The 24,655-nt window shown below is 66.1% G+C and carries 28 protein-coding genes; 13 read left to right on the forward strand and 15 right to left on the reverse strand.

Annotated elements, in window-relative coordinates; translation table 11 throughout:
- Positions 1-63 precede the first annotated feature (63 nt).
- Both B3E94_RS08805 and B3E94_RS08810 read left to right on the forward strand, forming a co-directional pair.
- The gene (locus B3E94_RS08805; protein ID WP_176510896.1) at positions 64-507 is read left to right on the forward strand and encodes a TadE/TadG family type IV pilus assembly protein; all 444 of its coding nucleotides are present in this window, start codon (positions 64-66) and stop codon (positions 505-507) included.
- Positions 504-3,149 carry a PAS domain-containing sensor histidine kinase gene (locus tag B3E94_RS08810; RefSeq protein ID WP_286913120.1) on the forward strand — a complete coding sequence of 882 codons (2,646 nt, stop codon included), beginning with the start codon at positions 504-506 and terminating at the stop codon, positions 3,147-3,149. The genes B3E94_RS08805 and B3E94_RS08810 overlap by 4 nt, the downstream gene beginning before the upstream one ends.
- On the opposite strand, the gene B3E94_RS08815 is transcribed toward B3E94_RS08810, so the two are convergent.
- Positions 3,134-5,089 (reverse strand): pilus assembly protein TadG-related protein, encoded by a 1,956-nt coding sequence (locus tag B3E94_RS08815; RefSeq protein ID WP_286913121.1) that lies wholly within the window; start codon positions 5,087-5,089, stop codon positions 3,134-3,136. The genes B3E94_RS08810 and B3E94_RS08815 overlap by 16 nt on opposite strands.
- A 171-nt stretch (positions 5,090-5,260) precedes the next feature.
- On the opposite strand from B3E94_RS08815, the gene B3E94_RS08820 reads away from it, so the two are divergent.
- Positions 5,261-5,563: a DUF3509 domain-containing protein gene (locus tag B3E94_RS08820; protein WP_236235302.1), complete on the forward strand. Its 303-nt coding sequence runs from the start codon at positions 5,261-5,263 to the stop codon at positions 5,561-5,563.
- A gap of 3 nt (positions 5,564-5,566) precedes the next feature.
- On the opposite strand, the gene B3E94_RS08825 is transcribed toward B3E94_RS08820, so the two are convergent.
- A complete protein-coding gene (locus B3E94_RS08825; protein WP_286913123.1) occupies positions 5,567-5,863 on the reverse strand; it encodes a hypothetical protein in 297 nt (98 codons plus the stop codon).
- 114 nt (positions 5,864-5,977) lie between these two features.
- Positions 5,978-6,448 (reverse strand): phosphate-starvation-inducible protein PsiE, encoded by a 471-nt coding sequence (locus B3E94_RS08830; protein WP_008096673.1) that lies wholly within the window; start codon positions 6,446-6,448, stop codon positions 5,978-5,980.
- Between the two features lie 226 nt (positions 6,449-6,674).
- Between B3E94_RS08830 and B3E94_RS08835 the strand changes: the two genes are divergently transcribed.
- Positions 6,675-6,938, forward strand: a complete 264-nt coding sequence (locus B3E94_RS08835; RefSeq protein WP_176510891.1) for a YebG family protein — start codon at positions 6,675-6,677, stop codon at positions 6,936-6,938.
- A gap of 17 nt (positions 6,939-6,955) precedes the next feature.
- On the opposite strand, the gene B3E94_RS08840 is transcribed toward B3E94_RS08835, so the two are convergent.
- A complete protein-coding gene (locus tag B3E94_RS08840) occupies positions 6,956-7,975 on the reverse strand; it encodes a Glu/Leu/Phe/Val dehydrogenase family protein (RefSeq protein WP_176510890.1) in 1,020 nt (339 codons plus the stop codon).
- A 124-nt stretch (positions 7,976-8,099) separates the two neighbouring features.
- Here B3E94_RS08840 and B3E94_RS08845 point away from each other — a divergent pair, with 124 nt between their 5' ends.
- On the forward strand, positions 8,100-8,906 hold the full coding sequence (locus B3E94_RS08845) for a SirB1 family protein (protein WP_286913126.1): 807 nt from the start codon (positions 8,100-8,102) through the stop codon (positions 8,904-8,906).
- Here B3E94_RS08845 and maiA read toward each other — a convergent pair.
- Genes maiA through hmgA form a run of 3 tightly spaced genes read right to left on the reverse strand, consistent with a single transcriptional unit; the run spans position 8,903 to position 12,142 of the window.
- A complete protein-coding gene (maiA, locus tag B3E94_RS08850) occupies positions 8,903-9,532 on the reverse strand; it encodes a maleylacetoacetate isomerase (protein ID WP_286913127.1) in 630 nt (209 codons plus the stop codon). The two genes, B3E94_RS08845 and maiA, sit on opposite strands and share 4 nt — an antisense overlap.
- A 12-nt stretch (positions 9,533-9,544) precedes the next feature.
- On the reverse strand, positions 9,545-10,837 hold the full coding sequence (fahA, locus tag B3E94_RS08855; RefSeq protein WP_286913128.1) for a fumarylacetoacetase: 1,293 nt from the start codon (positions 10,835-10,837) through the stop codon (positions 9,545-9,547).
- Positions 10,838-10,840: 3 nt separating this feature from the next.
- Positions 10,841-12,142, reverse strand: a complete 1,302-nt coding sequence (hmgA, locus tag B3E94_RS08860; protein WP_286913129.1) for a homogentisate 1,2-dioxygenase — start codon at positions 12,140-12,142, stop codon at positions 10,841-10,843.
- 114 nt (positions 12,143-12,256) lie between these two features.
- On the opposite strand from hmgA, the gene B3E94_RS08865 reads away from it, so the two are divergent.
- Positions 12,257-13,039: an IclR family transcriptional regulator gene (locus B3E94_RS08865; protein ID WP_286913131.1), complete on the forward strand. Its 783-nt coding sequence runs from the start codon at positions 12,257-12,259 to the stop codon at positions 13,037-13,039.
- Positions 13,040-13,270: 231 nt separating this feature from the next.
- Here B3E94_RS08865 and B3E94_RS08870 read toward each other — a convergent pair whose 3' ends face one another.
- The 4 genes from B3E94_RS08870 to B3E94_RS08885 form a co-directional block, all read right to left on the reverse strand.
- Positions 13,271-14,185 carry an SDR family oxidoreductase gene (locus B3E94_RS08870; protein WP_176510884.1) on the reverse strand — a complete coding sequence of 305 codons (915 nt, stop codon included), beginning with the start codon at positions 14,183-14,185 and terminating at the stop codon, positions 13,271-13,273.
- 116 nt (positions 14,186-14,301) lie between these two features.
- Positions 14,302-15,207: an alpha/beta fold hydrolase gene (locus B3E94_RS08875; protein ID WP_286913132.1), complete on the reverse strand. Its 906-nt coding sequence runs from the start codon at positions 15,205-15,207 to the stop codon at positions 14,302-14,304.
- A 177-nt stretch (positions 15,208-15,384) separates the two neighbouring features.
- Complete coding sequence (locus tag B3E94_RS08880; protein WP_176510882.1) at positions 15,385-16,071, reverse strand: LrgB family protein; 687 nt, start codon at positions 16,069-16,071, stop codon at positions 15,385-15,387.
- A complete protein-coding gene (locus B3E94_RS08885) occupies positions 16,061-16,447 on the reverse strand; it encodes a CidA/LrgA family protein (protein WP_236235309.1) in 387 nt (128 codons plus the stop codon). Before B3E94_RS08885 ends, B3E94_RS08880 begins: the two co-directional genes overlap by 11 nt.
- Positions 16,448-16,543: 96 nt before the next feature.
- Here B3E94_RS08885 and B3E94_RS08890 point away from each other — a divergent pair, with 96 nt between their 5' ends.
- Positions 16,544-17,416, forward strand: a complete 873-nt coding sequence (locus B3E94_RS08890) for a LysR family transcriptional regulator (protein WP_286913145.1) — start codon at positions 16,544-16,546, stop codon at positions 17,414-17,416.
- Between the two features lie 43 nt (positions 17,417-17,459).
- Here the strand turns inward: B3E94_RS08890 and B3E94_RS08895 are convergent, their stop codons facing one another.
- Entirely contained in the window at positions 17,460-17,915 is a 456-nt protein-coding gene (locus B3E94_RS08895; RefSeq protein WP_286913133.1) for a flavodoxin, read from the reverse strand.
- 104 nt (positions 17,916-18,019) lie between these two features.
- Here B3E94_RS08895 and B3E94_RS08900 point away from each other — a divergent pair, with 104 nt between their 5' ends.
- Both B3E94_RS08900 and B3E94_RS08905 read left to right on the forward strand, forming a co-directional pair.
- Positions 18,020-18,448 (forward strand): PAS domain-containing protein, encoded by a 429-nt coding sequence (locus B3E94_RS08900; RefSeq protein ID WP_286913135.1) that lies wholly within the window; start codon positions 18,020-18,022, stop codon positions 18,446-18,448.
- A 59-nt stretch (positions 18,449-18,507) separates the two neighbouring features.
- A complete protein-coding gene (locus tag B3E94_RS08905; RefSeq protein WP_286913136.1) occupies positions 18,508-19,125 on the forward strand; it encodes a hypothetical protein in 618 nt (205 codons plus the stop codon).
- Here B3E94_RS08905 and B3E94_RS08910 read toward each other — a convergent pair.
- Complete coding sequence (locus tag B3E94_RS08910) at positions 19,110-20,042, reverse strand: MerR family transcriptional regulator (protein WP_286913138.1); 933 nt, start codon at positions 20,040-20,042, stop codon at positions 19,110-19,112. The two genes, B3E94_RS08905 and B3E94_RS08910, sit on opposite strands and share 16 nt — an antisense overlap.
- 218 nt (positions 20,043-20,260) lie before the next feature.
- Here B3E94_RS08910 and B3E94_RS08915 point away from each other — a divergent pair, with 218 nt between their 5' ends.
- The 4 genes from B3E94_RS08915 (at position 20,261) to B3E94_RS08930 (ending at position 22,231) form a co-directional block, all read left to right on the forward strand.
- A complete protein-coding gene (locus B3E94_RS08915; RefSeq protein ID WP_176510875.1) occupies positions 20,261-20,821 on the forward strand; it encodes an antibiotic biosynthesis monooxygenase in 561 nt (186 codons plus the stop codon).
- A gap of 76 nt (positions 20,822-20,897) precedes the next feature.
- Positions 20,898-21,590 carry a dihydromonapterin reductase gene (gene folM, locus B3E94_RS08920; protein ID WP_286913139.1) on the forward strand — a complete coding sequence of 231 codons (693 nt, stop codon included), beginning with the start codon at positions 20,898-20,900 and terminating at the stop codon, positions 21,588-21,590.
- Positions 21,591-21,600: 10 nt separating this feature from the next.
- Positions 21,601-21,897, forward strand: a complete 297-nt coding sequence (locus B3E94_RS08925; RefSeq protein ID WP_236235314.1) for a DUF1244 domain-containing protein — start codon at positions 21,601-21,603, stop codon at positions 21,895-21,897.
- Positions 21,890-22,231: a HopJ type III effector protein gene (locus B3E94_RS08930; protein WP_286913140.1), complete on the forward strand. Its 342-nt coding sequence runs from the start codon at positions 21,890-21,892 to the stop codon at positions 22,229-22,231. The genes B3E94_RS08925 and B3E94_RS08930 overlap by 8 nt, the downstream gene beginning before the upstream one ends.
- 115 nt (positions 22,232-22,346) lie before the next feature.
- Here B3E94_RS08930 and B3E94_RS08935 read toward each other — a convergent pair whose 3' ends face one another.
- Positions 22,347-23,255 carry an alpha/beta fold hydrolase gene (locus tag B3E94_RS08935; protein ID WP_286913142.1) on the reverse strand — a complete coding sequence of 303 codons (909 nt, stop codon included), beginning with the start codon at positions 23,253-23,255 and terminating at the stop codon, positions 22,347-22,349.
- 163 nt (positions 23,256-23,418) lie between these two features.
- Positions 23,419-24,630, reverse strand: coding sequence for an enoyl-ACP reductase FabV (gene fabV, locus B3E94_RS08940; RefSeq protein ID WP_286913147.1), 1,212 nt, complete (start codon positions 24,628-24,630; stop codon positions 23,419-23,421).
- Positions 24,631-24,655 lie beyond the last annotated feature (25 nt).

Here is a 24,655-nt window from a genome sequence, read left to right on the forward strand (position 1 = left end):
ATCCCTGTTCGTCGAACGGTTCTATGCTGTTACTCAGGACTCATGGTCAGGGTAGACGCAAGCATGCAAGCAGGCCCGGCAACTCGGCAAAAAGGCGCGGCAGCCCTGGAGTTCGTCGCTGTCTTCATGATCTTTTTCTCGGTGTTCTACGGGCTGGTCAGCTACACCCTGCCGATGCTGATGCTGCAATCGTTCAACCAGGCCAGCAGCGAGGCGGTGCGCCGCTGCGTTGCCCTGGACCCGACCAGCGCCACCTACGCCAACGACGTGCAGGTACTTGGCCGCCAGGTGATCCGCGACCAACTGGCCTGGATGCCCGCTGCGCTGGACTTTCAGCCTGCCAGCGACGCGCAGGTGCAGCTGGATGCGAGCAAGCTGCTGAAAGTGACCATCAACTACCCCAAGGCCAAGCTGACCAACGTCCTGCCGCAGTTGGTCATACCGTTGATTGGCGAAGTGCCGAGGTTGCCGGCAACCCTGAAGGCCGAAGCGAGCCTGCAGCTGTGAGCGGCCTATTCAACCGCTGGCTGAGCAGCCACGCCGCCGAGCCGGCCGCCGAAATGCCCGCGGCCGTCGGCCTGCAGGTATGGCTTGACGCGCACGGCCAGGTGTTGCGCCTGTCCGGCCCCTTGCGCTGTGTGCTGGCAGTGCCCGAACAGGCCCCCACGCGCCTGCACAGCTACCTGTGCCAGCACAGCTGGCTGGTGCTCGAAGGTGAGCCCGCCGACTGGCAAGGCCAGGCGCTGGACCTGGATTTTCACACCGTGCACGGCCACACCTTGCATACCCGAGGCTCGCTGCAGCGCAACGCAGCCGGCTGGATGCTGCAGCTGTTCGATACCGGCGACCTGCTGCGCCAGGGCAACCAGCAGGACCAGTGGCTGAACCTGCGCCAGCTGGCCGCCGACATCAGCCAGGCCGTGCGCGACTGCAGCGAACCCTGGCTGGCACAGACCAGCGCCGAGCAACTGCAGCACCTGGCCATGCACTGGCAGGCCGGCGCGCTGCGGCTGCTGCTGGCGGACGACGCCGGCTGGCGCACCTATGCCAGCAGCGAAGGCGACTGGCCGTGGCCCGATGACGAACGCCTGCACCCCTGGCTGCAGGCGCTGCCTGCACGCTTTCAGCACGTGGCTCCCGACTCGCCCCAGTGGCAGGCATTGTGCGCAGGGGCGCCGCTGGTTCTGCTGCCGTACAGCCACGGCCACCACGTCCAGGCCTGGCTGCTGTGTGCCGGGGCGCCTTCGGTGCCTGCGCCGGAGGCCGCCACGCTGTTGCTGCAGGCGCTGGTCGAGCCGTTGCTGGCGCGCCTGCGCCAGGTGCAGTTGCAGCAACGCTCGCGCCACCTCGATGAGCTGCAACGGCAACTGGGCGCCGGCTGGTGGGAATGGCCGCTGCAGGGTCCGTTACGCCTGGACCCGGCCTTGGCCGCCAGCCTCGGCCTGCCCTGCGAGGTCAGCCTCGAGCGCTGGCTGCTGCACCTGCACCCGGCCGACCGCGAGGCCGCGCACATGGCCCTGGAGCAAGCCCGCGACGGCGTCGCCTTGAGCCTCAACCTGCGCCTGCCGGAGGCCGACAGCGCGGCCAGCCCACGCTGGCTGCACTGGGTGGGGCAACTGCAGGGCCGCCAGGTCCAGGGTTTTGTGCTCGACATCAGCGCACTCAAGGCCCAGGAGCTTCAAGCCAATGCCGCCCGCGCCCGGCTGGAAAACCTCATCGCCAGTTCGCCCGCAGTGATCTACATCCAGCGTTACGCCGCCGGCGCCCTGCACAGCGAGTTCTTCAGCGACAGCCTGATGCCCTTGCTCGGCTGGGCCAAGGACAGCGAACTGGCGCGCCAACCCGGCCAGGCGGTGCACCCCGACGACCGCCCGCTGTGGCTGGAGCGCACCCGTGGGTTGCTGCGCGATGGCCAGGTGCGCAGCCGCTACCGCCTGCGCGATCACCTGGGCGGTTACCACTGGGTGCTGGACGAGGCGCGCCTGCTGCGCGACGACCTGGGCCAGCCGGTCGAGGTGGTCGGCCTGTGGCTGGATGTCAGCGAAGCCACCGAGGCTGCCGAACGTGTGCGCCAGAGCGAAGAACGCTACCGGGTGCTGGTGGAAGACTCGCCGGCCATGATCTGCCGCTACCGCCCTGACCTGCAGCTGCTGTTCGGCAACCGGCCGCTGGCCGAGCAACTGGAGTGCACGCCCGAGCAATTGGGCGAGATGAACCTGGGGCAATGGATGTCCGACAGCCAGCGCCAGGCGTTCGTGCAGCGCCTGGCAACGCTGACCCCGGCGCAGCCATTGAGCAGCGCAGAAGTTTGCCTGCAACTGCCGGGGCACAGGCACGCCTGGTGGGTATGGGCCGAGCGCGGGCTGTTCGATGAACAGGGCCAGCTGCTGGAAGTGCAAGCGGTGGGCCGCGACAACACGCAGGTGCGCCAGAGCCAGCAGCAACTGCTGCAAGGCGCCAAGATGGCGACCCTCGGCGAGCTGGCCACCGGGCTGGTGCACGAGATCAACCAGCCGCTGAACGTGATGCGCCTGGCCGTGGCCAACACCCTCAAGCGCCTGGAAAGCGGCGCGGTGGATGTCGACTACCTCAACGGCAAGCTGCAGCGCATCGACGCCCAGGTCGAGCGCGCGGCACGCCTGGTCGAACACCTGCGCACCTACGGCCGGCGGTCTGAGGTCGAAACCCAGGCATTTGCCGCCTGGGCCGCCGTAAACGGTGCCGTGGCGCTGCTGGCGGAGGGGCTGCGCGGCAAGGGCGTGGCCTTGCAGCTCGAACAGCCGCAGCTGTGCCCGCAGGTGCTCGGCCACCAGGACCAGCTTGAGCAGGTGCTGATCAACCTCATGGTCAACGCCCGTGATGCCCTGCTGGAACGGCAGGCAGCCACACCCAAAATCAGCGTGAGCCAGCACATCGAGGGGCAGCACCTGTGCCTGCACGTGCAGGACAACGCCGGCGGCATCGACCCGCGCCTGCTCGAGCGCATCTTCGAACCGTTCTTCACCACCAAGCCGGCGGGGGCCGGCACGGGGCTGGGGCTGTCGGTGAGCCACGGCATCGTCGAGGCCATGGGCGGCCGGCTGGAGGTGTTCAATACCGGCGAAGGCGCCTGTTTCCGCGTGCTCTTGCCGGCCTACAAGACCAGCTGAGCACGGCCGCTGGAGCAACTGAGGTTGGCGCCGACTTCGGCGTTGACCAGGTCGATGCCCAGCACCTTCAAGAGCACGTTGAGCAAGGGGTCGATCAGCGGGCTGAGCAGGTTCTTGATCAGCGGTTCGAGAATGCCTTTGACCGTGGAGAGCACGTTGCCAACGATCACCAGCACCTCCCCCAGGCCGCTGTTGACCGTGGGTTTGAACGCCTGTATCTGCACCCCGAGCAAGGTGTCGCTGAGGCTGCCGACCACGTTGTCGTTGATCGTGCGCATGTTCAGGTAGGCCGGAGGCTGGCCGATGTTGGGCGGCTCGCTGCCCGGTGCCTGGAACACCAGCGGGCGCTCGAGCGGGCCGCTGCCCAGCAGCTTGCTGTCGACACGCAGGCCAAGGCCGCCACCGGCGAACGGCACGCGCGGCTCGCAAGTGCCGAGGATCAGCAGCTTGGTACAGCGTTTGGTGCCGATGTCGATCAACGGCAAGGCCTTGATCGCCGTGGTGCCGGTGGTGAAGAACGCCGTGGGGGAATCGAAGCGCCCCACCGCGATTTTCGCCGCCGCGCTCTGTGCCTGGGTGGTGAGCCGCTTTGGCGAGCAGCTGAAGGTGTTGGACGCTTTCGGGTCGAGGCGTGTGGTGGCTTCAGCGACCTCCAGGCCGATGTCCACCTGCAGCTTGTCGGGCACCAGGACGATGTCGGTGACCGTGCACGGCACGCCCAGCAGGCAGAACACCGAATCCAGTGTCGCGGCCAGGTTCAGGCTGAGCAGGTTGCCGAGTACGTTGGTCAGTGGCGCGGCCAGGTCGAGCACCGCGTTGACCAGGCCCAGCACGGAGTTGAGCAGTGGCAGGTCGAGCGAAATCATCGCCCGCACCTGGGCGGTATGCACCCTCAGCTCATCCTTGCGTGGGTCGCCGACGGCCGAGATCTGCTGGGGCTCGATCACTTTCAGCCGCACCCGGCCATTGACCAGGCCGAGCACGTTGAGCGGCAGGTCGACGTTGGCGGCGCTTTCGCTCGCCGCCAGCTGGATCACCCCCTGCACCAGCTGCAGCAACTGGATGCTGGCATCCAGGCCCGCCTGCGCCGTGCCGTTCTGGATATCGAGGATATCGCCCAGCTGCAGCAAGGTGCTGTTGCCGGCCCCCAGCGCCAGCTTGCCCAGGTTGGTCACCACATCGACCGCCGCGCCACTTTGCTGCAGCACCTTCACCGCCGCTTGCAGCAGCTGCGTGGCGGTGGCGTTGGCATTGAGCAATTGCTTGTAGTCACCCACCTTGAGGTTGAGGTCGATGGCCAGTTGGTCGAGGTACTTGAGCAGGTTCAGGTCGGTGGCGGCGATGCCTTTCCAGCCGGCCAGGTCCAGCTGCACGCTGCCGCCCAGGGCGCCGAGCAGGGCATTTAGCAGCACCGACTGGCGTGAATCCACCGTGGCCAGGGTGGTGCGGATGCTCAGCATGGCCTGCGGCGGCAACGGCATGGAGGCCACGGCATGGGCGTGCAAGGTGGTGGTCAGCGGCACCCCGGCGCCTTGCATCAAGGTGTAGATACCGCCGGCGACGCTGGTGGTGACGGTGTTGCTGACATCCACCCGGATCGCTTCGTTGCGGGTGTTGTCGCTGGTGAAGCTGCGCAGGCTGTTGGCGCCGGTCTGCAAGTAGCCGCAGCTGGCCACCAGCGGGTTGCCGGCGGCATGGCCATTGCGCGTGGCTGCGGTGCGGGCGATGGCCGTGGCCTGCGGGCCGCTGCCGGTGCACACGGCGTACTGGCCGGCCGCCTCCAGCGCCGCCATGTCGGCGATGCGTTGCAGCTTGCGCTGTTCGAGGTAGAGGCGGCCGCTGTCGAGCACCACCAGCAGAAACAGCAAGGCCATGGCCAGGGTGGTCACGGCCATCAGGCCAATCGCGCCGCGTTGACGAGCAGCGGAACAGGGAACCACGGGGCACTCCTTTGCAGGCCTGGGGCCAGCCTTTGCAGCGTCGGTCAAAGGAGTGTAGTCGCGGTGATGGCGTATTGCCTTACCCCTTGCATGAAGGTGCCGATCAATGGCCCTGAACCAACCCGGCGTTTGCCCGGTCAACTTCTGCAGTCAACTTTGCAGAGCTGGGCCATGCACAACCCATTCGATCAGATCAGCGCCGCCTTCGCCCCCGAATACCGGGTCAACCTGAGCATCGAACGCCTGGACGGCAGCATCATGCTGACCCTTTCCGACGACGCCGGCGTGGTCGCCAAGCGCCTGATCACTCAAGCCCAACGCAATGACCCGCTGCGCCTGCAGCGGGTCATCGACAGCATTCGCCTGGGCCTGGCCATCGAGCTGGGACAGAACCCGCTGCAGGTGCTCGCGGCCCTGACCCGCGAGCCGGCCCCTGGCGCACGCCCATTCGCGGCAGCGCGCATCGCCAACTGAGCGTCAGCCCAAGGTCGCCAGCATCCGCCCGATTTCACGCTCCAGGTCGGCAAGGACCAGGCCCTTGAACCGGTGCGCGCTGTCGAAGGTGTGCGGTTTATGGAACAGGCCGAACAGGCCCGGGTCGTAGGTCGGTTCCTGCTGTTGCTTGAGCCAGTGGATGGACTCGTCGACCAGTGTGCGGCTAGCCACCACGCGCAATTGGACGACGTCGGCGACTTCGGTGACATGCACGGCTTCAGGGTCAAGCTTGAGCGCGTACTTGAGGTGGGCATGGACTTGTTCGGTGGTCACGTTCATTGCTGTTCTCCTCCAGCGCCCCTCGATCGCGACCCGATGTCACGATTCGTTGCTGGGCGCCGGCGAAGATTCAACACGGCAGGCCGCAAACCTCGGGCCTAGATAGCTAGCCCCTCACTTGCCGTCTTCGACTTCCTTGCCATTGGCATCGAGCACCTTGGTCGACGGGTAGCGGTAGGAGGCGTAGCGCACCACCAGGATCGCGAAGGCCAGCAGCAGGATGCCGCCGCACACGTACAGAAGGCCCACGTCCGGAGCCTTGTGGTGCGACACATCGCCGATCAGCAGGCGCGTCAGCGCGGTGATCGCCACGTAGAGCAGGAAGCGGATCGGCATGTGGTTGGTCTTGAAGTAGATCCCGACCATCGCCCCCAGCTCCAGGTAGATGAACAGCAGCAGGATGTCATCGACGCTGACCCCACCCTTGCCGAGCATGTCGAGGAAGGTCACCACTGCCGCATAGGCGGTGATGGCGCCAATGCCGAACAGCGCCAGGTAGTGGAACCCCTCGACGCACAGATTGCCCAGCGAATCGGCCGAGCCATGCAGCCCCTTGCGCAGCTTTTCAGCCCATTTGATGTTCACGATGTCCAACTCCCCCGATACGACCTGAAGATGATGCGCCAACTCTGTGACGCTTGTGCCATGCAGTTAAAGGGCCAGGCCCTCGCCTTGGAAGGCGGCCGATTGCCGCAAGGCACCTGTGGGCTAGGCTTTTTTGCAGCAAGGCTTGCGCCTGGGGCGCCGGGCCATTACTGTATGCGCATACAGTAATCGATCAACCAACCGCAAAAAGGCACAGAGGTGATGAATGGCCGTCGAAGTGGTGTACCGCAGCAGCCGCGACCCGGAGCGCTTGTTCATGGATAAGGCCGAAGCAGATCGTCACGACAAGATGCTCGAGCTGGCCGAGCGCCTGGCCGAGGTATTGCACAAGGCAGTGCCGTCGCTGACCGAGCAGCAAGTCGAGGAAGCCGGCATCTACATGGCCAAGAACCGTGACGTGTTCGCCCGGGCGTTCAAGAGCCAGCCGGATGCATTGGCCGAGCTGCTCGAAGGGGGCGCTGCGCAATAAGCGCTGCCAGGTGCTTGTCAGCCGTACAGCAGGCGCTCGGCGAGCATCTGCGCCACCCGCGCCGGCGAGCGCTTCTCGGCCTGGGCGTGGGCGAACACTTCGGTCAGCCGCGAGGGAATGCGCGCCAGGTGCGCGGTGATGGTGCCAAGGTCTTCGCCGCGGTGCTTCATCGCCACGTAGATGAGCCCACCGGCATTGATCACGTAATCCGGCGCATACAGGATGCCGCGTGATTCCAGCTGGTCGGCCACCTGCAAGGTGGTCAGCTGGTTGTTCGCCGCCCCGGCCACGGCTGCGCAGCGGAGTTGCATCACGCTCTGGCCATTGAGCACCGGCCCTACCCCGCACGGCGCGAAGATATCGCAGGGGGTACTGATCAAGGCATCATTGGTGACCGGGTGAGCACCGAACTGCTCGACCGCCAGGCGCACGCGCCCGGGGTCCAAATCGCTCACCAGCAGTTCCGCGCCCGCGGCGTGCAGCTGCTCGGCCAGGGCATAGCCGACATTGCCCAGCCCTTGCACCGCCACCCGCAGGCCTTCGAGGTTGCCGCTGCCCAGGCGCGCCTGGGAGGTTGCACGGATGCCGGCGAACACACCCATGGCCGCATGCGGCGAGGGGTCGCCGGAGGCCGTGGTGCTGGTGACGTGGGGTGTGCTCTGGGCGATGCAGTCCATGTCCAGGGTCGAGGTGCCGCTGTCCACGGCAATGATGAAACGCCCCTGCAGGGTATCGATGAAACGGCCGAACGCCTCGAACAGCGCCGCGCGGTTTTCCACATGCGGGTTGCGCATGATCACGGCCTTGCCGCCGCCCAGCGCCAGGCCCGCCAGCGCTGCCTTGTAGCTCATGCCCTGGGCCAGGCGGATAGCGTCGGTCATGGCGCTTTCGTCATCGGCATAGGGCAGATAGCGGCAACCGCCCATTGCCGGGCCCAGGTGCTCGCTGTGAATCGCCACCACGGCCTTCAGGCCAGTGGGCGGGTCGATAAACAGGTGCAGCGACTGGGTACGGGTGCTTTGCATCAGCGCGAACATCGACGGGCTCCCCAACGAGGTGCTCCTACCAGTATAGGCACGCGGCCATCGCCGGCACGCCGGGCGGACCACTGGACGAATGCCGGCGCCGGGGCTAATACTCAAGGGTGTGTGGAGAACCCCGATGAACCCACGTAAAGCCTGCCTGGCCTGCCTGGAACGCGAACCTGTCGCCCTGCTTGAAGCCGCGTTGTGGATTGCCACCGAGCACGACCGCAAGGCCGAGCCCGCGAGCGCGATTGCCAGCTTGCATGAGCTGCAGCGTGAGATCAGTACCCGCCTGCCGATGCTGCCACTGAGCGAACTGGCGCAGCCGCTGCTGCGCCAACTCACCGCGCTGGGCTTCCAGCAAGACGAATTTCACCCGCTGCGCCCACAGGCAGCACTGCTGGACAAGGTGCTGCAACGCCGCCGCGGCCAACCCCTGGCACTGGCCATCATCACCCTGGAGCTGGCCCGCCGCCTGTCGATACCGCTGGAAGGCGTGGCATTCCCCGGGCACTTCCTGCTGCGAGTGCCGGGTGCCGATCATTTGCTCGACCCTTGCGGCGGCCGGCGCCTGTACCCCAACGATTGCCGCGAACTGCTGGCACGCCAGTTCGGCCCGCATGTGCCGCTGACCGCCGAGCACCTGCGCGCGGCCAGCCCGATGCAGATGCTCCAGCGCCTGTCACGCAACCTGCGCCAGCTGCACATCAGCAACGACGACCACCTGGCTGCGCTGATCGACGCCGAGCGCGTCATGCAACTGGGCCCGGTGCAGGTCAGCGACTACATGACTCGCGCATCGCTGTACCAGCACCTGGATTGCCCGCAGGCCGAGCGCTTCGACCTGGAACATGCACTGCTGCTGACCGACGACCCGGTGCAGCGCCTGAAGCTGTCCGAACGGATCGGCAAGCTCCCGACAGCCAACCACTCGCTTCACTAAGCGGGCGTGTCCACCTGGCAGGCCGGATGCGCCTTGGCGAAGGCCGGGTGCTCGCTTGCCAACGCCGCTACCCGGCGAATGCGCGGGTAGCCCGCCAGGTCGATGTTGAAACGCTCGGCCGCGTACAGCTGCGGGATCAGGTACACATCGGCCAGGCCCGGCTCATCGCCGAAGCAGAAACCCCGGTCGCCGATCAGTTGCTCCACTGCCGCCAAGCCCTGGCCTATCCAGTGGCCGATCCACTGATTGATCTGCCCCTCGTCATGCCCGAGCCGGCGTAGCTCATTGAGCACGCTGACGTTGTGCAGCGGGTGCACATCGCAACCGATGATGGCCGCCACACCGCGCACCTTGGCCCGCGCCTCGGCACCCGCCGGCAACAGCGCAGGCTGTGGATAAGCCTCCTCCAGGTACTCGATGATCGCCGGCGACTGCACCAGCAGCTCACCGCCGTCGGTGCGCAAGGCCGGCACCCGGCCCTGCGGGTTCAGCGCGACATAGTCGCTGCCACGCTGTTCGCCCTTGAGCAGGTTGACCGGCAGGGCCTGGTAATCCAGGCCCTTGAGCGCCAGGGCGATACGCACCCGGTAGGACGAGGTGGAACGGTAATAGGTGTACAGCTCCATGGCCCTGCCCCCTCAGTTGGCCGCGATGATCTTGCCGCGGCATTCACCGAAGCCGATGCTGGCCACGCCATCGCGCTGGCAGCGGGCGCGCAGGATGATCTCGTCGCCGTCCTCGAGGAACTTGCGCAGCTCGCCACTGGCCAGCTCCACCGGCTGCTTGCCACCCACGGTGGTCTCCAGCAGGCTGCCGAAGGCGTCGGGCGTGGCACCGGACAAGGTGCCCGAACCGAACAGGTCGCCAGGCTGCAACTGGCAGCCGTTGACGCTGTGGTGGGCGATCAGCTGCGCCACTGTCCAATACATGTTCAGGGTGTTGCTCAGTGCCAGGCGCTGGGCCGGCAGGCCCTGCTCGCGCATGCGCTCGGTGAGCAGCAGCACTTCCAGTTCGATATCGAAGGCGCCGCTGGCCTGGTCGCGTGGGTCGAGCAGATACGGCAGTGGCTGCGGGTCGCCCTCCGGGCGCGCCGGCTGGGCGCAGCGGAACGGCGCCAGCGCTTCGGCCGTCACCACCCACGGCGAGATCGAGGTGATGAAGCTCTTCGACAGGAACGGGCCGAGCGGCTGGTATTCCCAGGCCTGGATATCTCGCGCCGACCAGTCGTTGAGCAGGCACAGGCCCGCCAGGTGCTGTTCGGCCTCGGCGATTGGGATGGCCTGGCCCATGTCGTTGCCCTGGCCGATCCAGATGCCCAGCTCCAGCTCGTAGTCCAGGCGCGCGCAGGGGCCGAAGCTCGGCTCGCTGTGGCCGGCCGGCAGCGTCTGGCCTTTCGGCCGGCGCACGTCGGCGCCCGAGGGGCGCAGGGTGGAGGCGCGGCCGTGGTAGCCGATCGGCACGTATTTGTAGTTGGGCAGCAGCGGGTTGTCGGGGCGGAACAGCTTGCCAACGTTGGTGGCGTGCTGGATGCCGACGTAGAAGTCGGTGTAGTCGCCGACCTTGGCCGGCATGTGCATCTGGCAATCGCTGGCCGGGTACAGCGCCGCGCCCAGTGCAGCCTGGTGCTCGCTGTGCTCGCCCAACAGCGCCTGCAGGCGTTCGCGCAGCGCCACGCGGGCGTTGCGGCCGAGGGCGAAGAAGGCATTCAGCGCCCCGCCACGGGTCGCCTCGACGGCGGCCTTGGCCTGGCCATCGAACAGCCCGGCGGCCAGCACCGCCTCGAGGTCGAGGATGGCGTCGCCGATGGCCACGCCACAGCGCAGCGCTTCACCCGGGCGGCTGAAGATGCCCAGCGGCAGGTTCTGCAGCGGGAAGTCGCGGTGCCCGTTGGCATGCTCGACCCAGCTACGGGCATTGGCGGTCTGGTTCATCGGTTATCTCCGGTTCGGGTTGAAGGTGCTCGGCAAGGTGGCCCAGCAGCTGTCGTAGTCGGCCTGCAATTGCGGGCATTCGAGGGCCTCGCGGCTCGGGCGCAGCACCTGGCTGGTCTCGAACATGAAGGCCATGGTGTTGTCGATCTTGTGCGGCGCAAGGTCGGCGGCGATGGCTTTTTCGCAGGTGTCGGCATCCGGCCCGTGGGCGCTCATCACCCCGTGCAGCGAAGCGCCGCCCGGCACGAAGCCTTCGGCCTTGGCATCGTAGGCGCCGTCGATCAGGCCCATGAACTCGTTCATCAGGTTGCGGTGGAACCACGGTGGCCGGAAGGTGTTTTCGGCCACCATCCAGCGCGGCGGGAAGATCACGAAGTCCATGTTGGCCAGGCCATGCACGCTGGTCGGCGAGGTCAGCACGGTGAAGATCGACGGGTCGGGATGGTCGAAGCTGACCGTGCCCAGGGTGTTGAAGCGGCGCAGGTCGTATTTGTAGGGCACGTTGCTGCCGTGCCAGGCGACCACGTCCAGCGGCGAGTGCTGCAGCTCGCAGACCCAGTGCTCGCCGAGGAATTTCTGCACCAGCTGCACCGGCCCTTCGGCTTCTTCGTAGTGCGCCACCGGGGTGAGGAAATCGCGCGGGTTGGCCAGGCCGTTGCTGCCGATCGGGCCGAGGTCCGGCAGGCGCAGCGGGGCGCCGTGGTTTTCCGCGATGTAGCCACGCGCCTGGCCATCGAGCAGCTCGACGCGAAACTTCATGCCGCGCGGGATCACCGCGATTTCAAGCGGTGCGACATCCATCACCCCCAGTTCGCTGGCGATGCGCAGGCGGCCGTGTTCGGGCACCAGCAGCAGTTCGCCGTCGGCGTTGAAGAACACCCGGTCCATGGAGCGGTTGGCGCGGTAGATGTAGATGCTCACGCCCGCGGGTTTTTCCGCCGCCGCGTTGGCCACCATCGGCAGCCAGCCTTCGATGAAGTCGGTCGGCTCGCTGGGGATCGGCTGCGGGTTCCAGCGCAGGCGGTTGGGGGTGACCGCGCCCAGCGGGCCGCCGAGGGGCTGGCGCTCGAGGCGTTCGAAGCGCGGGTGCAGGGCCGAGGGGCGGATGCGGTACAACCAGGTGCGGCGCAGTTCGCTGCGGGCCATGGTGAACGCGGTACCCGACAGCAGCTCGGCGTACAGGCCATAGGGGGCCTTCTGCGGCGAGTTCTGCCCGACAGGCAATGCGCCGGGCAAGGCTTCAGAGGCGAATTCGTTGCCGAAGCCGCTCAGGTACTGAAGGTCGGGGGACGTGTCGCGGTTCATCGAAGCCTCCGGGTTTTGTTTTTATCGTAATCAGATTACGAATAACGTAATTTGCTCCCTGCATGGCGTCAAGCTATAAAGGCGCGACTCGAAGAATCCGGAACCTCCACGCCCATGGCCAAAGCCAGCTCCCCCACCGACACCGGCAAGCAGAAGGTCCGCTCGGCGGAAGTCGGCACCGACATCCTCAAGGCCCTCGCCGAGCTGTCCCCGTCCACCTCGCTGTCGCGCCTGGCCGAACATGTGCAGATGCCGGCGAGCAAGGTGCACCGCTACCTGCAGGCGCTGATCGCCAGTGGCTTTGCCGAACAGGATGCGGCCACCAACCATTATGGGCTGGGCCGTGAAGCGCTGCGCGTGGGCCTGGCGGCGCTGGGCAGCATCGATGTGCTGAAGGTGGCGGCGCTGCCGCTGTCGCAACTGCGCGACGCGCTCAACGAGAGCTGCTTCATCGCGGTGTGGGGCAACCAGGGCGCCACGGTGGTGAGCATCGAGCCTGCGGTGCGGGCCGTTACCGTGGTGACCCAGATCGGTTCGGTGCTGCCGCTGCTCAGTTCGTCGACCGGGCTGGTGTTTGCCGCCTACCTGCCCGAACGCGAAACCGTGGACCTGCGCGAACGTGAACTGGCCACGCTGCAGCACACCGCCGCCGACTACGAAGCGCTGCTGGCCGGCATTCGCGATCGTGGCCTGCACCATGTGCATGGCCTGCTGATGCCTGGCGTCGATGCGCTGTCGGCGCCGGTGTTCAACGCCCTGGGGCAGATTGCTGCGGTCATGACCGTGGTGGGGCCGACGTCGATCTTCCATGCCGATGAACATGGCCCGGCGGCCCAGCGCCTGCTGGCGGCAGCGCGTGACACGAGCTGGCGCATGGGCCATTCGCCACAGGCCTGAAGCGCCTGGGCACTGTTGCCCGAAACGTAAAGGTGAATGTCATAAGCGGCTATTTTTCCCACAGGATCAAGCGCTTATTCTTAACTCACTGGCCGGCATGAAGGGCACTACCCCCCCAGCTCTTCAGGCTTGCGAGGTTCACCGACGTAGATTTTGAAGCTCCTTGATCTAACGTCTCGATTGGCCGCTGCGATTGCAGCGGCTTTTTTTATGCCCGGTGAAAAGCGGCGATCACGCCAGCGGATACTTCTGCAGGTTGGCCATCATCTGCTGCAGGGCCTGGATGTTGTCCTGCGGGTGCAGCGCGCCTTCGAAATCGCCAATCTGCGCCCAACTCTCGGCCACCTGCTCCGGGGTGAAGCCTTCACGCGGGTCAAAGCCCACGCCCAGGCTGCGCTCCCAGCGCACCTTGCCAATCCAGCCGCCGCCCACTTCGAACAGCGCCCCGCTGTCCTGGCACTGCTCGCTGCCCAGGTACACCACCAACGGGCTGACCAACTCGGGCTTGAGGCGCTCGAACACCTGCGGCGGGATCAGCCCTTCGGTCATGCGCGTGCCGCCGGTAGGCGCAATGGCGTTGACCAGCACGCCGTGCTTGCGCCCTTCGATGGCCAGGGTGCGGGTCAAACCATACAGGCCCAGCTTGGCCATGCCGTAGTTGGCCTGGCCGAAATTGCCGTAGATGCCGGACGTGGAGGCGGTGAAGATCACCCGGCCCCAGTTCTGCTCGCGCAGGTGCGGCCAGGCGGCGCGGGTGACCTTGAAGGCGCCCTCGACATGCACCTGGTAGACCTGCTCCCAGTCGGCATCGTCCATCTTGTGGAAGGTCTTGTCGCGCAGGATGCCGGCGTTGTTCACCAGCACATCGACCCGGCCGAAATCGTCCAGGGCCTGCTCGACGATGCGCGCGCCATCGCTGACCGAATCGTGGTTGGCCACGGCGCTGCCGCCGGCGGCGCGAATCTCGGCCACCACCCGGTCGGCTGCCGAAGCACTGGCGCCTTCGCCGTGGCTGGAGCCACCCAGGTCATTGACCACCACCCGGGCACCGCGCGCGGCGAACAACAGCGCATGGGCGCGGCCCAGGCCGCCGCCGGCCCCCGTGACGATCACCACACGGTCTTGCACAGATACCGGCTCGTTCATGCCCTTGGCTCCAGGTCAGGTTGAATGCAGCGAGTCTGGGCCAACGCCCAGGCGGCGGACAATCAAGCGCACCCACGCTGAATGCCAGGCGATAACGCAGGACGATGGTCGGCGGCTCAGGACCAGGCGACTTTGCGTGGCAGGTAGCTGAGCAGCTTTTCGCGAAACGCCAGGTAATGGCGCAGCACCAGCGTCGGGGCTTCGGTATGCGGGTAATGGCCGATGCCTTGCAGCTGCACGGTGTCCGGGTTGGGCACCAGTTGCTGGTAGCGCTCGACCATGCGCGCGCCCGACAGCGGGTCGACCACGCCGTTGATCATGCGCAGGGGCACACCGTCGGCCCGCAGCGCACCGACCCAGCGCTCGCGCTGGGCCCTGCGTTCGGGCACGAAGCTCACCAGCTTGTGCAGGATGCGGGTACCGCCGTGCGCGGCAATCAGGCTCCAGCAGTCGTCCAGGGCACTTTCGCTGGGGTGGGTGCAGGGCCCGTAGATCTGCGTGACATTACGCACCAGGTCATCGCGCTTGAACGAGCGCCCGAACAGCCAGCCCAAGCGGCTGAGCAGCAGCTTCTGCACCAGCAGCACCTGGCAGCTTTCCGGGAACAGGCCGCTGTTGAGGAACACGCAGCTGGCGATGTCGGCGCGCTGCTCGTGGTGCCGGGCCAGCAGCTCCTGGGCCACGCTGCCGCCATAGTCGTGGGCCAGCAGGTGCACCGGCGCGTCGACCTTGAGGTGGGCCAGCAAGGCCTGCTGCAGGTCGGCCTGCTCCAGCAGGCTGTAGTCGTGGTCCAGCGGTTTGGCCGAGTCGCCAAAGCCCAGCATGTCGCAGGCGATCAGGCGAAAATGCTGGGTCAACGGCGCCCACAGGTAGTGCCAATCCCAGCTGGCGGTGGGGAATCCATGCAGAAGCAGCAGGGGCTCTCCCTGCCCTGCGGTCCAGTAGCGGATGCTCTGGCCCCGGAACGTGAAACTCTGTCCCCGGGTACGCCAGACGCACAATGGTATCTCGGCCAATGGCATCGTATTCGTCCCGGTTGTCTAGCGCTTGAGGGTGTTGGGCAAGGCTGCGGTCATTGCGTGTCACCTCGGCACATACATGTGCTCTCTGTGTCGAGGCCGAGTCTAATCAGGCGCCCCCTCGCTGAAACTTGCGTTGCCAGCCAGCTTGATGACTGAGCGAGTCAGTGGCACGAACGGTCACAGCAGCATCGCCAGCAGGGGCGCGGCGAACAGGTTGAGCAAACCGGTCAGCACCATGACCAGGCCGGCCACGGAACCTTCTTCGCGGCCCACTTCGTGGGCGCGGCTGACGCCGGCGCCATGCGCGCCAACACCGAACAGCGCCCCCCGCGCCAGCGCCGAGCGCAGCGGCAGCCAGCGCAGCAGCACACCGCCGAACAGGGCACCGAGCACCCCGGTGAACATCACGAACACGGCGGTCAGCTCGGGCACGCCACCCAGGTCATGGGCCAGCGGCATGGCGAACGGCGTGGTGATCGAGCGCGGCACCAGCGACAGGCTGGTCGCGGCATCCAGCGACAGCAGGTGGGCCAGGCCCCAGGAGCTGGCGATCGACGCCGTGCTGCCGGCCAGCATGCCGAGCAGCAACGCCGGCCAATCGCGCGCCAGCATCGCCCGCTGCTGCCAGATCGGCACGGCGAACGCCACCGTGGCCGGGCCCAGCACGCTCATCAGCCAGTGGGTATTGCGGGCGTATTCGGCATAGGCGGTGTGCAGGGGCACAGCCACCGCCAGCAGCAAGGCGGGCACCAGAATCAGCGGCGACACCAGGTAACGCCCGGTTCGCCGGTACAGCCAGCGGCTGCCCAGGTAAGCGAGCAAGGTCAGCGCCAGCCAGAACAGGGGCATGGGTTCAAGGCTCATGGCGCAACCTCCAGCGGCACACCAGTTCGACGGTGACGGCGGTCACCACCATCACCATCAGGGTGCTCACGGCAATCACCAGCAGAATGCGCCAGCCTTCCTCGCGCACCAGGCTGCCGTAGTCGAGCAGGCTCATCAGTGCCGGGATGAAGAACAACAGCATCTCGGCCATCAGCCAGCCGGCGCCCAGTTGCAAGGTGGCGGGCTTGACCACGCCGCAGGCGAACAACACCAGCAGCAATGCCAGGCCCATCACGCCGCCTGGGATTGGCCAGCCCAGCCAGCCGGCGAGCTGGCCGCCGAACCAGAACAACGCCATCAGCACCGCCAGCTCGGCGAGCAGGCGCAGGGGCTTTTTCAGTAACGCGGGTTTCATGGGGGGGTCCTCTACAGGCCCTTATTTTAGGATTCGGCTCCCCAGGCCAAAAGCGAATTGTTAGACTTGTCAGCATTCCATAATGGAATTCGAATGATGGAATTCAAACAGCTACGCAGCTTCTTCGAAGTGGTGCAGCGCGGCGGTTTCACCCAGGCCGCGCAGACGCTGCACATCAGCCAGTCGGCGGTGAGCAAGCAGGTGGCTCAGCTTGAGCAGGCGCTGGGGCAGCCGCTGCTCGAACGCCAGGCCTCGCACCTGCACCTGACGGCGGCCGGGCGCATCGTCCTGGAACGGGGCGAGGCGCTGTTGCGCCAACGCCAGGCGCTGCTCAACGAGCTGGACGACCTTGGCCAGATGGAACGCGGCGAACTGCGCCTGGGCCTGCCGATGCTGGGCAGCGATGCCTTGTTCGCCGGGTTGTTCGCCGAGTACCGGCGGCGCCACCCGAACATTGCCATTCAACTGCTCGAAGGCGGCAGCCGCACGGTCGAGCAGGCGGTGCACAGTGGCGAGCTTGAGTTGGGCGGCAGCCTGACGCCGAACGACCCGGCGTTCGAATACCAGCCGTTCTGCAACGAGCCGCTGGATGCGCTGTTGCCCACGGGGCATGTGCTGGCGGGGTTGCAAGAGGTCGAATTGCGGCAGCTGGCCGACACCCCTTTTCTATTGTTCCAGCGCGGTTTCGTGCTCAATGAACGGCTGCTCAAGGCGTGCCAGCAGCAGGGCTTCACGCCCAAGGAAGGCGGGCGCAGCGGCCAGGCGGACTTTCTGGTGGCGTTGGTGGCGGCGGGGCAAGGCGTGGTGCTGCTGCCGCGAGTGGTGGCCAAGGCGCTGGAGCGGCCTGGGGTGGTGAGGTTGCCATTGCGGGCGCCGGACTACCTGCGCTGGGACATCGCCTTCATCTGGCGGCGTGGTGCGTATCTTTCGCGGGCGGCCAAGGCTTGGCTGGAACTGGTGAAGGGATAGGCCTCTGTGGGAGCCGGCATGCCAGCTCCCGCAAACAAATGCGTCAGGCCTTCAAAGCCTGGGCAAAGTCGGCCAGCCACGGCTCGGCATCGGCCTCCGGAGTCACGGTCTCGCTGGCATCGAGCTTGAGCATCGCCAGCACTTCGCGCACGCCCAACTCGGCGAACAGTTCGCGCATCTGCTCGCCACCGCCGCAGTAGGTATCGCCATAGCTGGAATCACCCAGGGCGATCACCCCACCCGGCAGGCCGCGCCAAGCGGCTGGCAGGGTGTCGCGAATAGTGCTGTACAGCGGCATCAGGTTATCCGGCAGCTCGCCCATGCCAGTGGTCGAAGTCACCGCCAGCAACGCGTCGGGGGCAAAGCCTTCAAGGTCCTGCTGGGTAGCACGGGCAGCGTGCCAGGCTTCAAAGCCTGCGGCCTTGAGCAAGGCCTCTGCATGGCGGGCGACTTCTTCGGCGGTGCCGTACACGGAGCCGGAAATAATGGCGACTTTCATCAAGAAGAGGATTCCGAAACTGAGTGAAAACGTAGGATACTAGCATTCGGCGCTGGCAAAAGGCCGCCTCTACCAAAGTCCCCTTTCCGCTCGATGGCCCGGATATGATCAACGCGCAACTGCTGCAATCGATGGTCGATGCATCCAACGACGGGATCGTGGTCGCTGAACAGGAAGGCGACGACACCATCCTGATCTACGTGAATGCAGCGTTCGAACGCCTGACCGGCTTCAGCCGCGACGAAATTCTCTACCAGGATTGCCGCTTCCTGCAGGGCGATGATCGCGACCAGCTTGGCCGCGCACGCATCCGCAAGGCCCTGGCCGAAGGCCGCCCGTGCCGCGAAGTGCTGCGCAACTACCGCAAGGACGGCAGCGCTTTCTGGAACGAGCTGTCGATTACCCCGGTGCGCTGCGACGCCGACCAGCGCAGCTATTTCATCGGTATCCAGAAGGACGTCAGCCGCCAGTTCGAGCTGGAACGCGAACTGGCCCAATTGCACGCTCGTCGGAATTCCGACGAGCGCCCCTGAACCAAGCGCCCTCGGCACGGTCCATCCCGTTGAAGAAATCGTCACCACCGAGTTCGATCATGCAAGCCGATGCGCTCCTGACCCAGGACGAACTGGATTTTATCCAGGACATGCAGCACTCCCCGCAGTTGAACCTGGCCGACCCAGTGTCGAGCCTGCTGGTCAACGGCGACCATCGCATTCAATCGTTGCTGACCCGCCTGGTCGCCAACGAGCAGGTCACCCTGCAGGCGCAGTTCAACAACCAGCAGATCAGCTTCCCGCTGCAACTGGTCGAGGACGAGTTCCACGCCCTGCACCTGCAGATCGGCTCACCGGAAATCTACGAAGACGGCCCGATGCTGCGCCCCTGGCGCCTGTCGATGGACCAGCCGAGCGCGCTGCTCGATGCCCAGGGCCACCCCAGCGGCCTGCTGGTACGGGATATTTCCTTCAAGGGTGCGCTGGTGGAAATTCGCGGGCTGGCCCAGGCGCCTTCGCGCTTCGACCTGCATTTCGCCCCCGGCGGTATCCCGGCGATCACCCTGCACGGCAGGCTGCGCCGGCGCATCGGCCCTGAACTGGCTGCCTACGACCTCAGCCGCAGCCCGGCCGAAGAAGTCGAGCGCCTGCGCGAGTACATCCTCCAGGCCCACCGCCAGGCGCACCCGGAACTGCACGCTCAAGTATCGAGCTGACCGGCCAGGTACTGGCGCAAACGCCGCCGCATCACGCCCGCTTCTGCGCCGAGGCACGCCACCGGGCTGCCCGCCAGGCGTTCCTGGGCCCCTTCGGCCGCCTCACCGGCCAACAGCAACGGGCACTGCAGGCCCACCACCAGGCGAGTTAGCCGCTTGGTCAGCTCCACAGACGGCACATGGTTGGAAAACAGCACCACGGCATCCGGCCCGAGGCGCTCGCTGATCAGCGCCAGTTCTTCCAGCGGTTGCCCTGGCATCAACGTGGTCACCGCCACCTCGTCGCTGGCCAGCAGCAAGCCGTTTACCAGCAACTCCAGCTCCAGGCACAGCCCCGGCAACGGCACCAGCAGCACATGATGGCTGCAACGCTGGCGTGACAGCTGCAAACGGGCGAACACCCGGCCGCGCAGGAACTGGTCGAGAAACAGCCACTCACTGGCCCGGCCAAAGGCAACCTGCCCTGCCGCCAGGTCGTGCCACACCGGCATGAACACCTCGGCGAACACCTGGTCCAGGCTGAGGGCGGCGAACACCTGGTCGAACAGCCGATCCAGGCCCGCGCTGTCGAAGCGATGCACCGCATCGCGCAAGCGGGCCTGCCAGCCTTTGACGGTGTCGCTCACCAGGGCGTGCTGCGCCACCGCCTGGTCGCGGGCAAGGATGCTGCCGACCTTGCTGACCGCGACACCGCGCTCGAGCCAGCCGAGGATGCGGCGGATTTCATCGATGTCGGCCTGCGAATACAGGCGATGCCCGCTTTCGGTGCGGGTAGGCAGGATCAGCCCGTAGCGGCGCTCCCAGGCGCGCAAGGTCACGGCATTGACCCCGGTGAGGCGGGATACTTCGCGGATGGGGAAGAGTTGGTGGTGTTCCACACCGATTTCGGCTGGCGAAGTACATCCCTGTTTGTTCATCAGCACTGAGTGGCCTGTGCACGGAAGTTGAACGCGCATTCTACAACGTCAGGATAGACCGCAGGACAATGAGCGTTTGCTACAGGATATTTGCCTAACGCGCTTCACCGCAGATAATCCGCGCCCGATTCTTGCATGCACGCCTGCGCCGCCCACCACCCCGGGCGCCACAGCCTAGGGGCCAGCTACCCGCCAGCCCCGCCGCCAGGAGATACACGATGTCTACCCCACCCGTCACCTTGCTGGTGTCGCGCCGCGCTGCCCATGGCCGCTACCAGGACCTGCTGGCCTGGCTGCACGAAGGCGAGCAGTTGGCCACCGACTTCCCCGGCTACCTCGGCTCGGGCATCTTCGCCCCGCCCCGCGACAGCGACGAATTCCAGATCATCTTCCGCTTCAGCGACGAACCCACGCTGCATGCCTGGGAGCATTCCGCCTCGCGCCGGGCCTGGTTGCAGCGGGGCAATGGCTTGTTCGAACGCCCCAAAGAGAGGCGCGTCAGCGGCATCGACGACTGGTTTGGCACCAACATGGTGCAGAAGCCGCCGCGCTGGAAGCAGGCCGTGGCCATCTGGCTGGCGTTCTTCCCGGTGTCGTTGCTGTTCAATGTGCTGTTCGGCCACTGGCTGGCGCCACTGGAACTGCTACCGCGGGTGCTGCTCAGCACCCTGGCCCTGACCCCGCTGATGGTCTACCTGTTCATCCCCCTTTCCACCCGCCTGCTGGCCAGCTGGCTGCACGCCACTCCCGCACCCGGCGCCGCCCTGCGCAGCCGCTGAGGCCGGGGCTACAAGAGGGAAACAGTTCGGGTATGCTGGGCGGCAACGACAGGACAGACAAGTTGACCGCCCGCACATGAACAGCCCCATTCTCATTACCGGAGCCAGCCAGCGCGTCGGGCTGGCCCTGGCACTTGAGCTGGCACAGGCCGGCCACACCGTAGTCAGTGCCAGCCGCAGCGTGCAGCCGCAGCCGGCGCACCCGAACATCGTGCAGTTCCAGGCCGACCTGTGCCAGGCCCCCGACCGCCAGGCGCTGATCGATTTTCTGCAGCAGCATTACGACGGCCTGCGTGCGATCATCCACAACGCCTCGCTGTGGCTCGACGACGGCCTGGACAACCTGGACACCATGTTCCGCCTGCACGTCGAAGCGCCCTACCACCTCAACCTGGCCCTGGGCGAGCTGCTGGCCAAGGTGGACAAGGCCGACATCATCCACATCTGCGACGAAACCTCCTCGCGCGGCAGCAAGAGCCACATTGGCTACGCCGCGACCAAGGCCGCGCTGCAGAACATGGTGCTGTCGTTCGCCGAGAAGTACGCGCCCAAGGTGCACGTCAACGGCATCCTGCCCGGCCTGCTGATCCTCAAGGAAGGCGGTGACGAGGCCTACCGCCAGCAGACCCTGAAAAAGGCCCTGCTGGAATTCGAACCCGGCGCCGGGCCGCTGATCGAGACGGTCAAGTACCTGCTCGCCAGCCAGTACAGCACCGGCAGCCAGGTGGTCATCAACGGTGGCCGCCACCTGAAGAACCGCATGACTTGAGAGAAACGCCATGACCCCGCAACAACAACTCGAGCTCGAGGCCGCCGCCTTCCGGCGCCTGGTCGAACACCTGCAAAAGCGCACCGATGTGCAGAACATCGATTTGATGAACCTGTCCGGTTTCTGCCGCAACTGCCTGTCCAAGTGGTACAAGGCCGCCGCCGACGAGCGCCAGCTCGAGGTCAGCCTGGACGATGCCCGCGAAGCGGTGTACGGCATGCCCTATGCCGAGTGGAAAGCCCAACACCAGAAAGAAGCCAGCGCCGAGCAGCAAGCGGCGTTCGAAAAAGGAAAACCCCGTGACTGACCTGAACACCCTGCGCGCCAGCCTGGCCAGCGGCCAACATGCCTTCGCCGACACCCTGGCGTTCGTTGCCGCCCACTACAGCTACCAGCCCCAGGCCTTCGATAACGGCGGCGTGGAAAACGCCGCCGGGCAGAACGAAGGCTCGTGCAAGACCTTGGGCCTGGCCCTGCTGGAAGGCCTGAGCGACCAGGAGGCCCTGCTGGCCTTTGGCGAGCACTACCGCGATGTGCAGGCCACGCCTGAAGGCACTGACCATGGCAATATCCGTGCGCTGATCAAGCATGGCCTGGCGGGTGTGAAATTCGCCGAGCTGCCGCTGTCGCGCAAAGCCTGATATCGCCGGGGCCGCGGCGCGGCCCAATCGCTGGCAAGCCAGCTCCCACAGGTTCAGCGTTGGTCGCTTTTCTGTGGGAGCTGGCTTGCCAGCGATGAGGCAGGTACAGGCAACATCAGCTGATGATCTGCCCCGGCCCTCCTGTCATCACACTCCCACACTCAAGCCATTGCAACGCCACCGGCCACAGGCTGTCGCGAAACCGGTCGTGGAAAAACGCGAAATGGCCTATCTCCTCAACCGAGATATCCACAGGCGCGATGCGCAGGTGATGGCGCTCGGCGCCTTGCAGATAACCCAATAGGCGTTCAGTCGCCGCCACGGTGCCGAACGGGTCGTCGGTCAGGCTGATGGCCAAGGTCGCTGCGCGCACCCGGGCAAAGGGTGCCTCCTCCAGCCCGCGCCCGCTGGGCCGGTGTTCATAGCGCGGGGTACGGGTGGTCCAGTCGTGCACCACGCCGGCCGGGGTGTCTTCCATCCAGCCCAGGCGCTTGCCGGGGAAGTAGCCGAACGCACGGGTCAGCAGCGGCATCACCACGTGCCATTTGCCCAGCAGCCGCCAGCGCTGGTCGGCGGCGTAATCGCGCCAGTAGGCGAACTGCGCGCCAACCATCAGCACCCGCCGCACCTGTCCGGCAGACGGCGCCAGGCCCACGGCGCAACCGCCGAAGCTGTGCCCCACCACATCCACCGGCTGGCCGGGGAACGCCTGCGCCGCATGCGCCAGCATGGCCTCGAAATCCAGCCGGCCCCAATCGCTCCATGAAGCCTTGAAACCGCGCAAGGAAGGCGGCCGCGATTCGCCGATGCCACGGTAATCGTAGGTCAGCACATCGAAACCCTGGGCGAACAGGTAGTCGGCAAAGCGCGCGTAGTAGCGGCAGCGTACGGAGGTGGCGGCATTGATGATCACCAGCGGGCACTGGGGGTTGGCCTGGGCGTGGCGCCAGCAGAAGCCACCGAGGCTGTAGCCGTCGGCTGTGGTCTGGCGAAAAGAAGTGGCCGGTTGGGTGAGGCTGCTCATGGCGCGCTTTCCTTTTGTTGTGCGCCAACGCTAGCAAAAAATCTTGTGCCTGTACCGGCCCTATCGCCGGCAAGCCGGCTCCCACAGGTACACAGCAGGCCTTTGGAGGCGATGCTATTGCTGTGGGAGCCGGCTTGCCGGCGATAGGGCCAGCCCGGTTTGCTTACAGCTCGATGCAGTCGAACTTCACATCGGTGGCCACGTCTTCGTCGTAGTTGACGTCAGCGCGCTCGAAGCCGAACAGGTTGAGGAACTGCTTCTTGTAACCGGCGTAGTCGGTCAGCGCGAACAGATTCTCGGTGGTCACGGTCGGCCACAGGGCCTTGCAGGCGCCCTGCACGTCGTCGCGCAGTTCCCAGTCGTCCAGGCGCAGGCGGCCTTTTTCGTCGACTTCGGCAGGCTGGCCGTCGGCGCGGAACATGCGCTCGCGGAACATGCGGTCGAGCTGGTCCTGGGTGCCTTCGTGCACGCCCTTCTCCTGCATGATCTTGAAGACCATCGACAGGTACAGCGGCATCACCGGGATGGCCGAGCTGGCCTGGGTCACCACCGACTTGAGCACGGCCACGTTGGCGCCGCCTTTCACGTCTGCGGCCAGCTTCTCGTTCAGGCGCAGTGCGGTTTCGTCCAGGTCTTGCTTGGCCTGGCCCAGGGCGCCGTGCCAGTAGATCGGCCAGGTGATGTCGCTGCCGATGTAGCTGAAGGCCACGGTGCGCGCGCCTTCGGCCAGCACGTCGGCGCCGGCCAGGGCGTCGATCCACAGCTGCCAGTCCTGGCCACCCATGACGGTGACGGTGTCGGCGATTTCCTGCTCGGTGGCCGGCTCGATGCTGGCCTCGATGATGGTGTCCTTGTTGGTGTCGATGGCCGTCGACTTGTACGGCTCGCCGATCGGCTTGAGCGCGGAGCGGATCAGCTCACCGGTCTGCGGCAGCTTGCGCACAGGCGAGGCCAGCGAGTAGATGACCAGGTCGACCTTGCCGCCCATTTCGTTCTTGATCAGCTCGATGACCTTGGCGCGGGCTTCGTCGGAGAAGGCGTCACCGTTGATCGACTTGCTGTACAGGCCCTCGGCCTTGGCGAACTTGTCGAAGGCGGCAGCGTTGTACCAGCCGGCGGTACCAGGCTTGGTCTCGGTGCCCGGCTTTTCGAAGAACACGCCCAGGGTGTCGGCCTTGAAGCCGAAGGCCGCGGTGATGCGTGCCGCCAGGCCGTAGCCGCTGGAAGCGCCGATGACCAGTACCTTCTTCGGGCCATCCTCGCGCACGCCCAGCTTGCGGGTGGCTTCGATCTGGTCACGGACGTTGAGCTCGCAGCCCTTCGGGTGAGTCGTGGTGCAGATGAAACCGCGAACCTTAGGATGAATGATGGCCAATGTCTGTACCTCGTCAGGTTTATGC

It is taken from the genome of Pseudomonas sp. UBA6315, assembly GCF_002438125.1.
GTDB lineage: Bacteria > Pseudomonadota > Gammaproteobacteria > Pseudomonadales > Pseudomonadaceae > Aquipseudomonas > Aquipseudomonas faucium.

Bases quoted from the DNA above. Each gene is read 5' to 3' on its own strand.
- B3E94_RS08825 (WP_286913123.1), bottom strand. From the start codon at position 5,863: ATGAACGTGACCACCGAACAAGTCCATGCCCACCTCAAGTACGCGCTC.
- B3E94_RS08905 (WP_286913136.1), top strand. From the start codon at position 18,508: ATGCAAGCCGATGCGCTCCTGACCCAGGACGAACTGGATTTTATCCAG.
- B3E94_RS08915 (WP_176510875.1), top strand. From the start codon at position 20,261: ATGTCTACCCCACCCGTCACCTTGCTGGTGTCGCGCCGCGCTGCCCAT.
- folM (WP_286913139.1), top strand. From the start codon at position 20,898: ATGAACAGCCCCATTCTCATTACCGGAGCCAGCCAGCGCGTCGGGCTG.
- B3E94_RS08880 (WP_176510882.1), bottom strand. From the start codon at position 16,071: ATGAGCCTTGAACCCATGCCCCTGTTCTGGCTGGCGCTGACCTTGCTC.
- B3E94_RS08805 (WP_176510896.1), top strand. From the start codon at position 64: ATGCAAGCAGGCCCGGCAACTCGGCAAAAAGGCGCGGCAGCCCTGGAG.
- B3E94_RS08820 (WP_236235302.1), top strand. From the start codon at position 5,261: ATGCACAACCCATTCGATCAGATCAGCGCCGCCTTCGCCCCCGAATAC.
- B3E94_RS08925 (WP_236235314.1), top strand. From the start codon at position 21,601: ATGACCCCGCAACAACAACTCGAGCTCGAGGCCGCCGCCTTCCGGCGC.
- B3E94_RS08865 (WP_286913131.1), top strand. From the start codon at position 12,257: ATGGCCAAAGCCAGCTCCCCCACCGACACCGGCAAGCAGAAGGTCCGC.
- B3E94_RS08900 (WP_286913135.1), top strand. From the start codon at position 18,020: ATGATCAACGCGCAACTGCTGCAATCGATGGTCGATGCATCCAACGAC.
- B3E94_RS08845 (WP_286913126.1), top strand. From the start codon at position 8,100: ATGAACCCACGTAAAGCCTGCCTGGCCTGCCTGGAACGCGAACCTGTC.
- B3E94_RS08885 (WP_236235309.1), bottom strand. From the start codon at position 16,447: ATGAAACCCGCGTTACTGAAAAAGCCCCTGCGCCTGCTCGCCGAGCTG.
- B3E94_RS08870 (WP_176510884.1), bottom strand. From the start codon at position 14,185: ATGAACGAGCCGGTATCTGTGCAAGACCGTGTGGTGATCGTCACGGGG.
- B3E94_RS08935 (WP_286913142.1), bottom strand. From the start codon at position 23,255: ATGAGCAGCCTCACCCAACCGGCCACTTCTTTTCGCCAGACCACAGCC.
- B3E94_RS08875 (WP_286913132.1), bottom strand. From the start codon at position 15,207: ATGCCATTGGCCGAGATACCATTGTGCGTCTGGCGTACCCGGGGACAG.
- B3E94_RS08910 (WP_286913138.1), bottom strand. From the start codon at position 20,042: ATGAACAAACAGGGATGTACTTCGCCAGCCGAAATCGGTGTGGAACAC.
- hmgA (WP_286913129.1), bottom strand. From the start codon at position 12,142: ATGAACCGCGACACGTCCCCCGACCTTCAGTACCTGAGCGGCTTCGGC.
- B3E94_RS08895 (WP_286913133.1), bottom strand. From the start codon at position 17,915: ATGAAAGTCGCCATTATTTCCGGCTCCGTGTACGGCACCGCCGAAGAA.
- B3E94_RS08835 (WP_176510891.1), top strand. From the start codon at position 6,675: ATGGCCGTCGAAGTGGTGTACCGCAGCAGCCGCGACCCGGAGCGCTTG.
- B3E94_RS08890 (WP_286913145.1), top strand. From the start codon at position 16,544: ATGGAATTCAAACAGCTACGCAGCTTCTTCGAAGTGGTGCAGCGCGGC.
- fahA (WP_286913128.1), bottom strand. From the start codon at position 10,837: ATGAACCAGACCGCCAATGCCCGTAGCTGGGTCGAGCATGCCAACGGG.
- B3E94_RS08840 (WP_176510890.1), bottom strand. From the start codon at position 7,975: ATGTTCGCGCTGATGCAAAGCACCCGTACCCAGTCGCTGCACCTGTTT.
- maiA (WP_286913127.1), bottom strand. From the start codon at position 9,532: ATGGAGCTGTACACCTATTACCGTTCCACCTCGTCCTACCGGGTGCGT.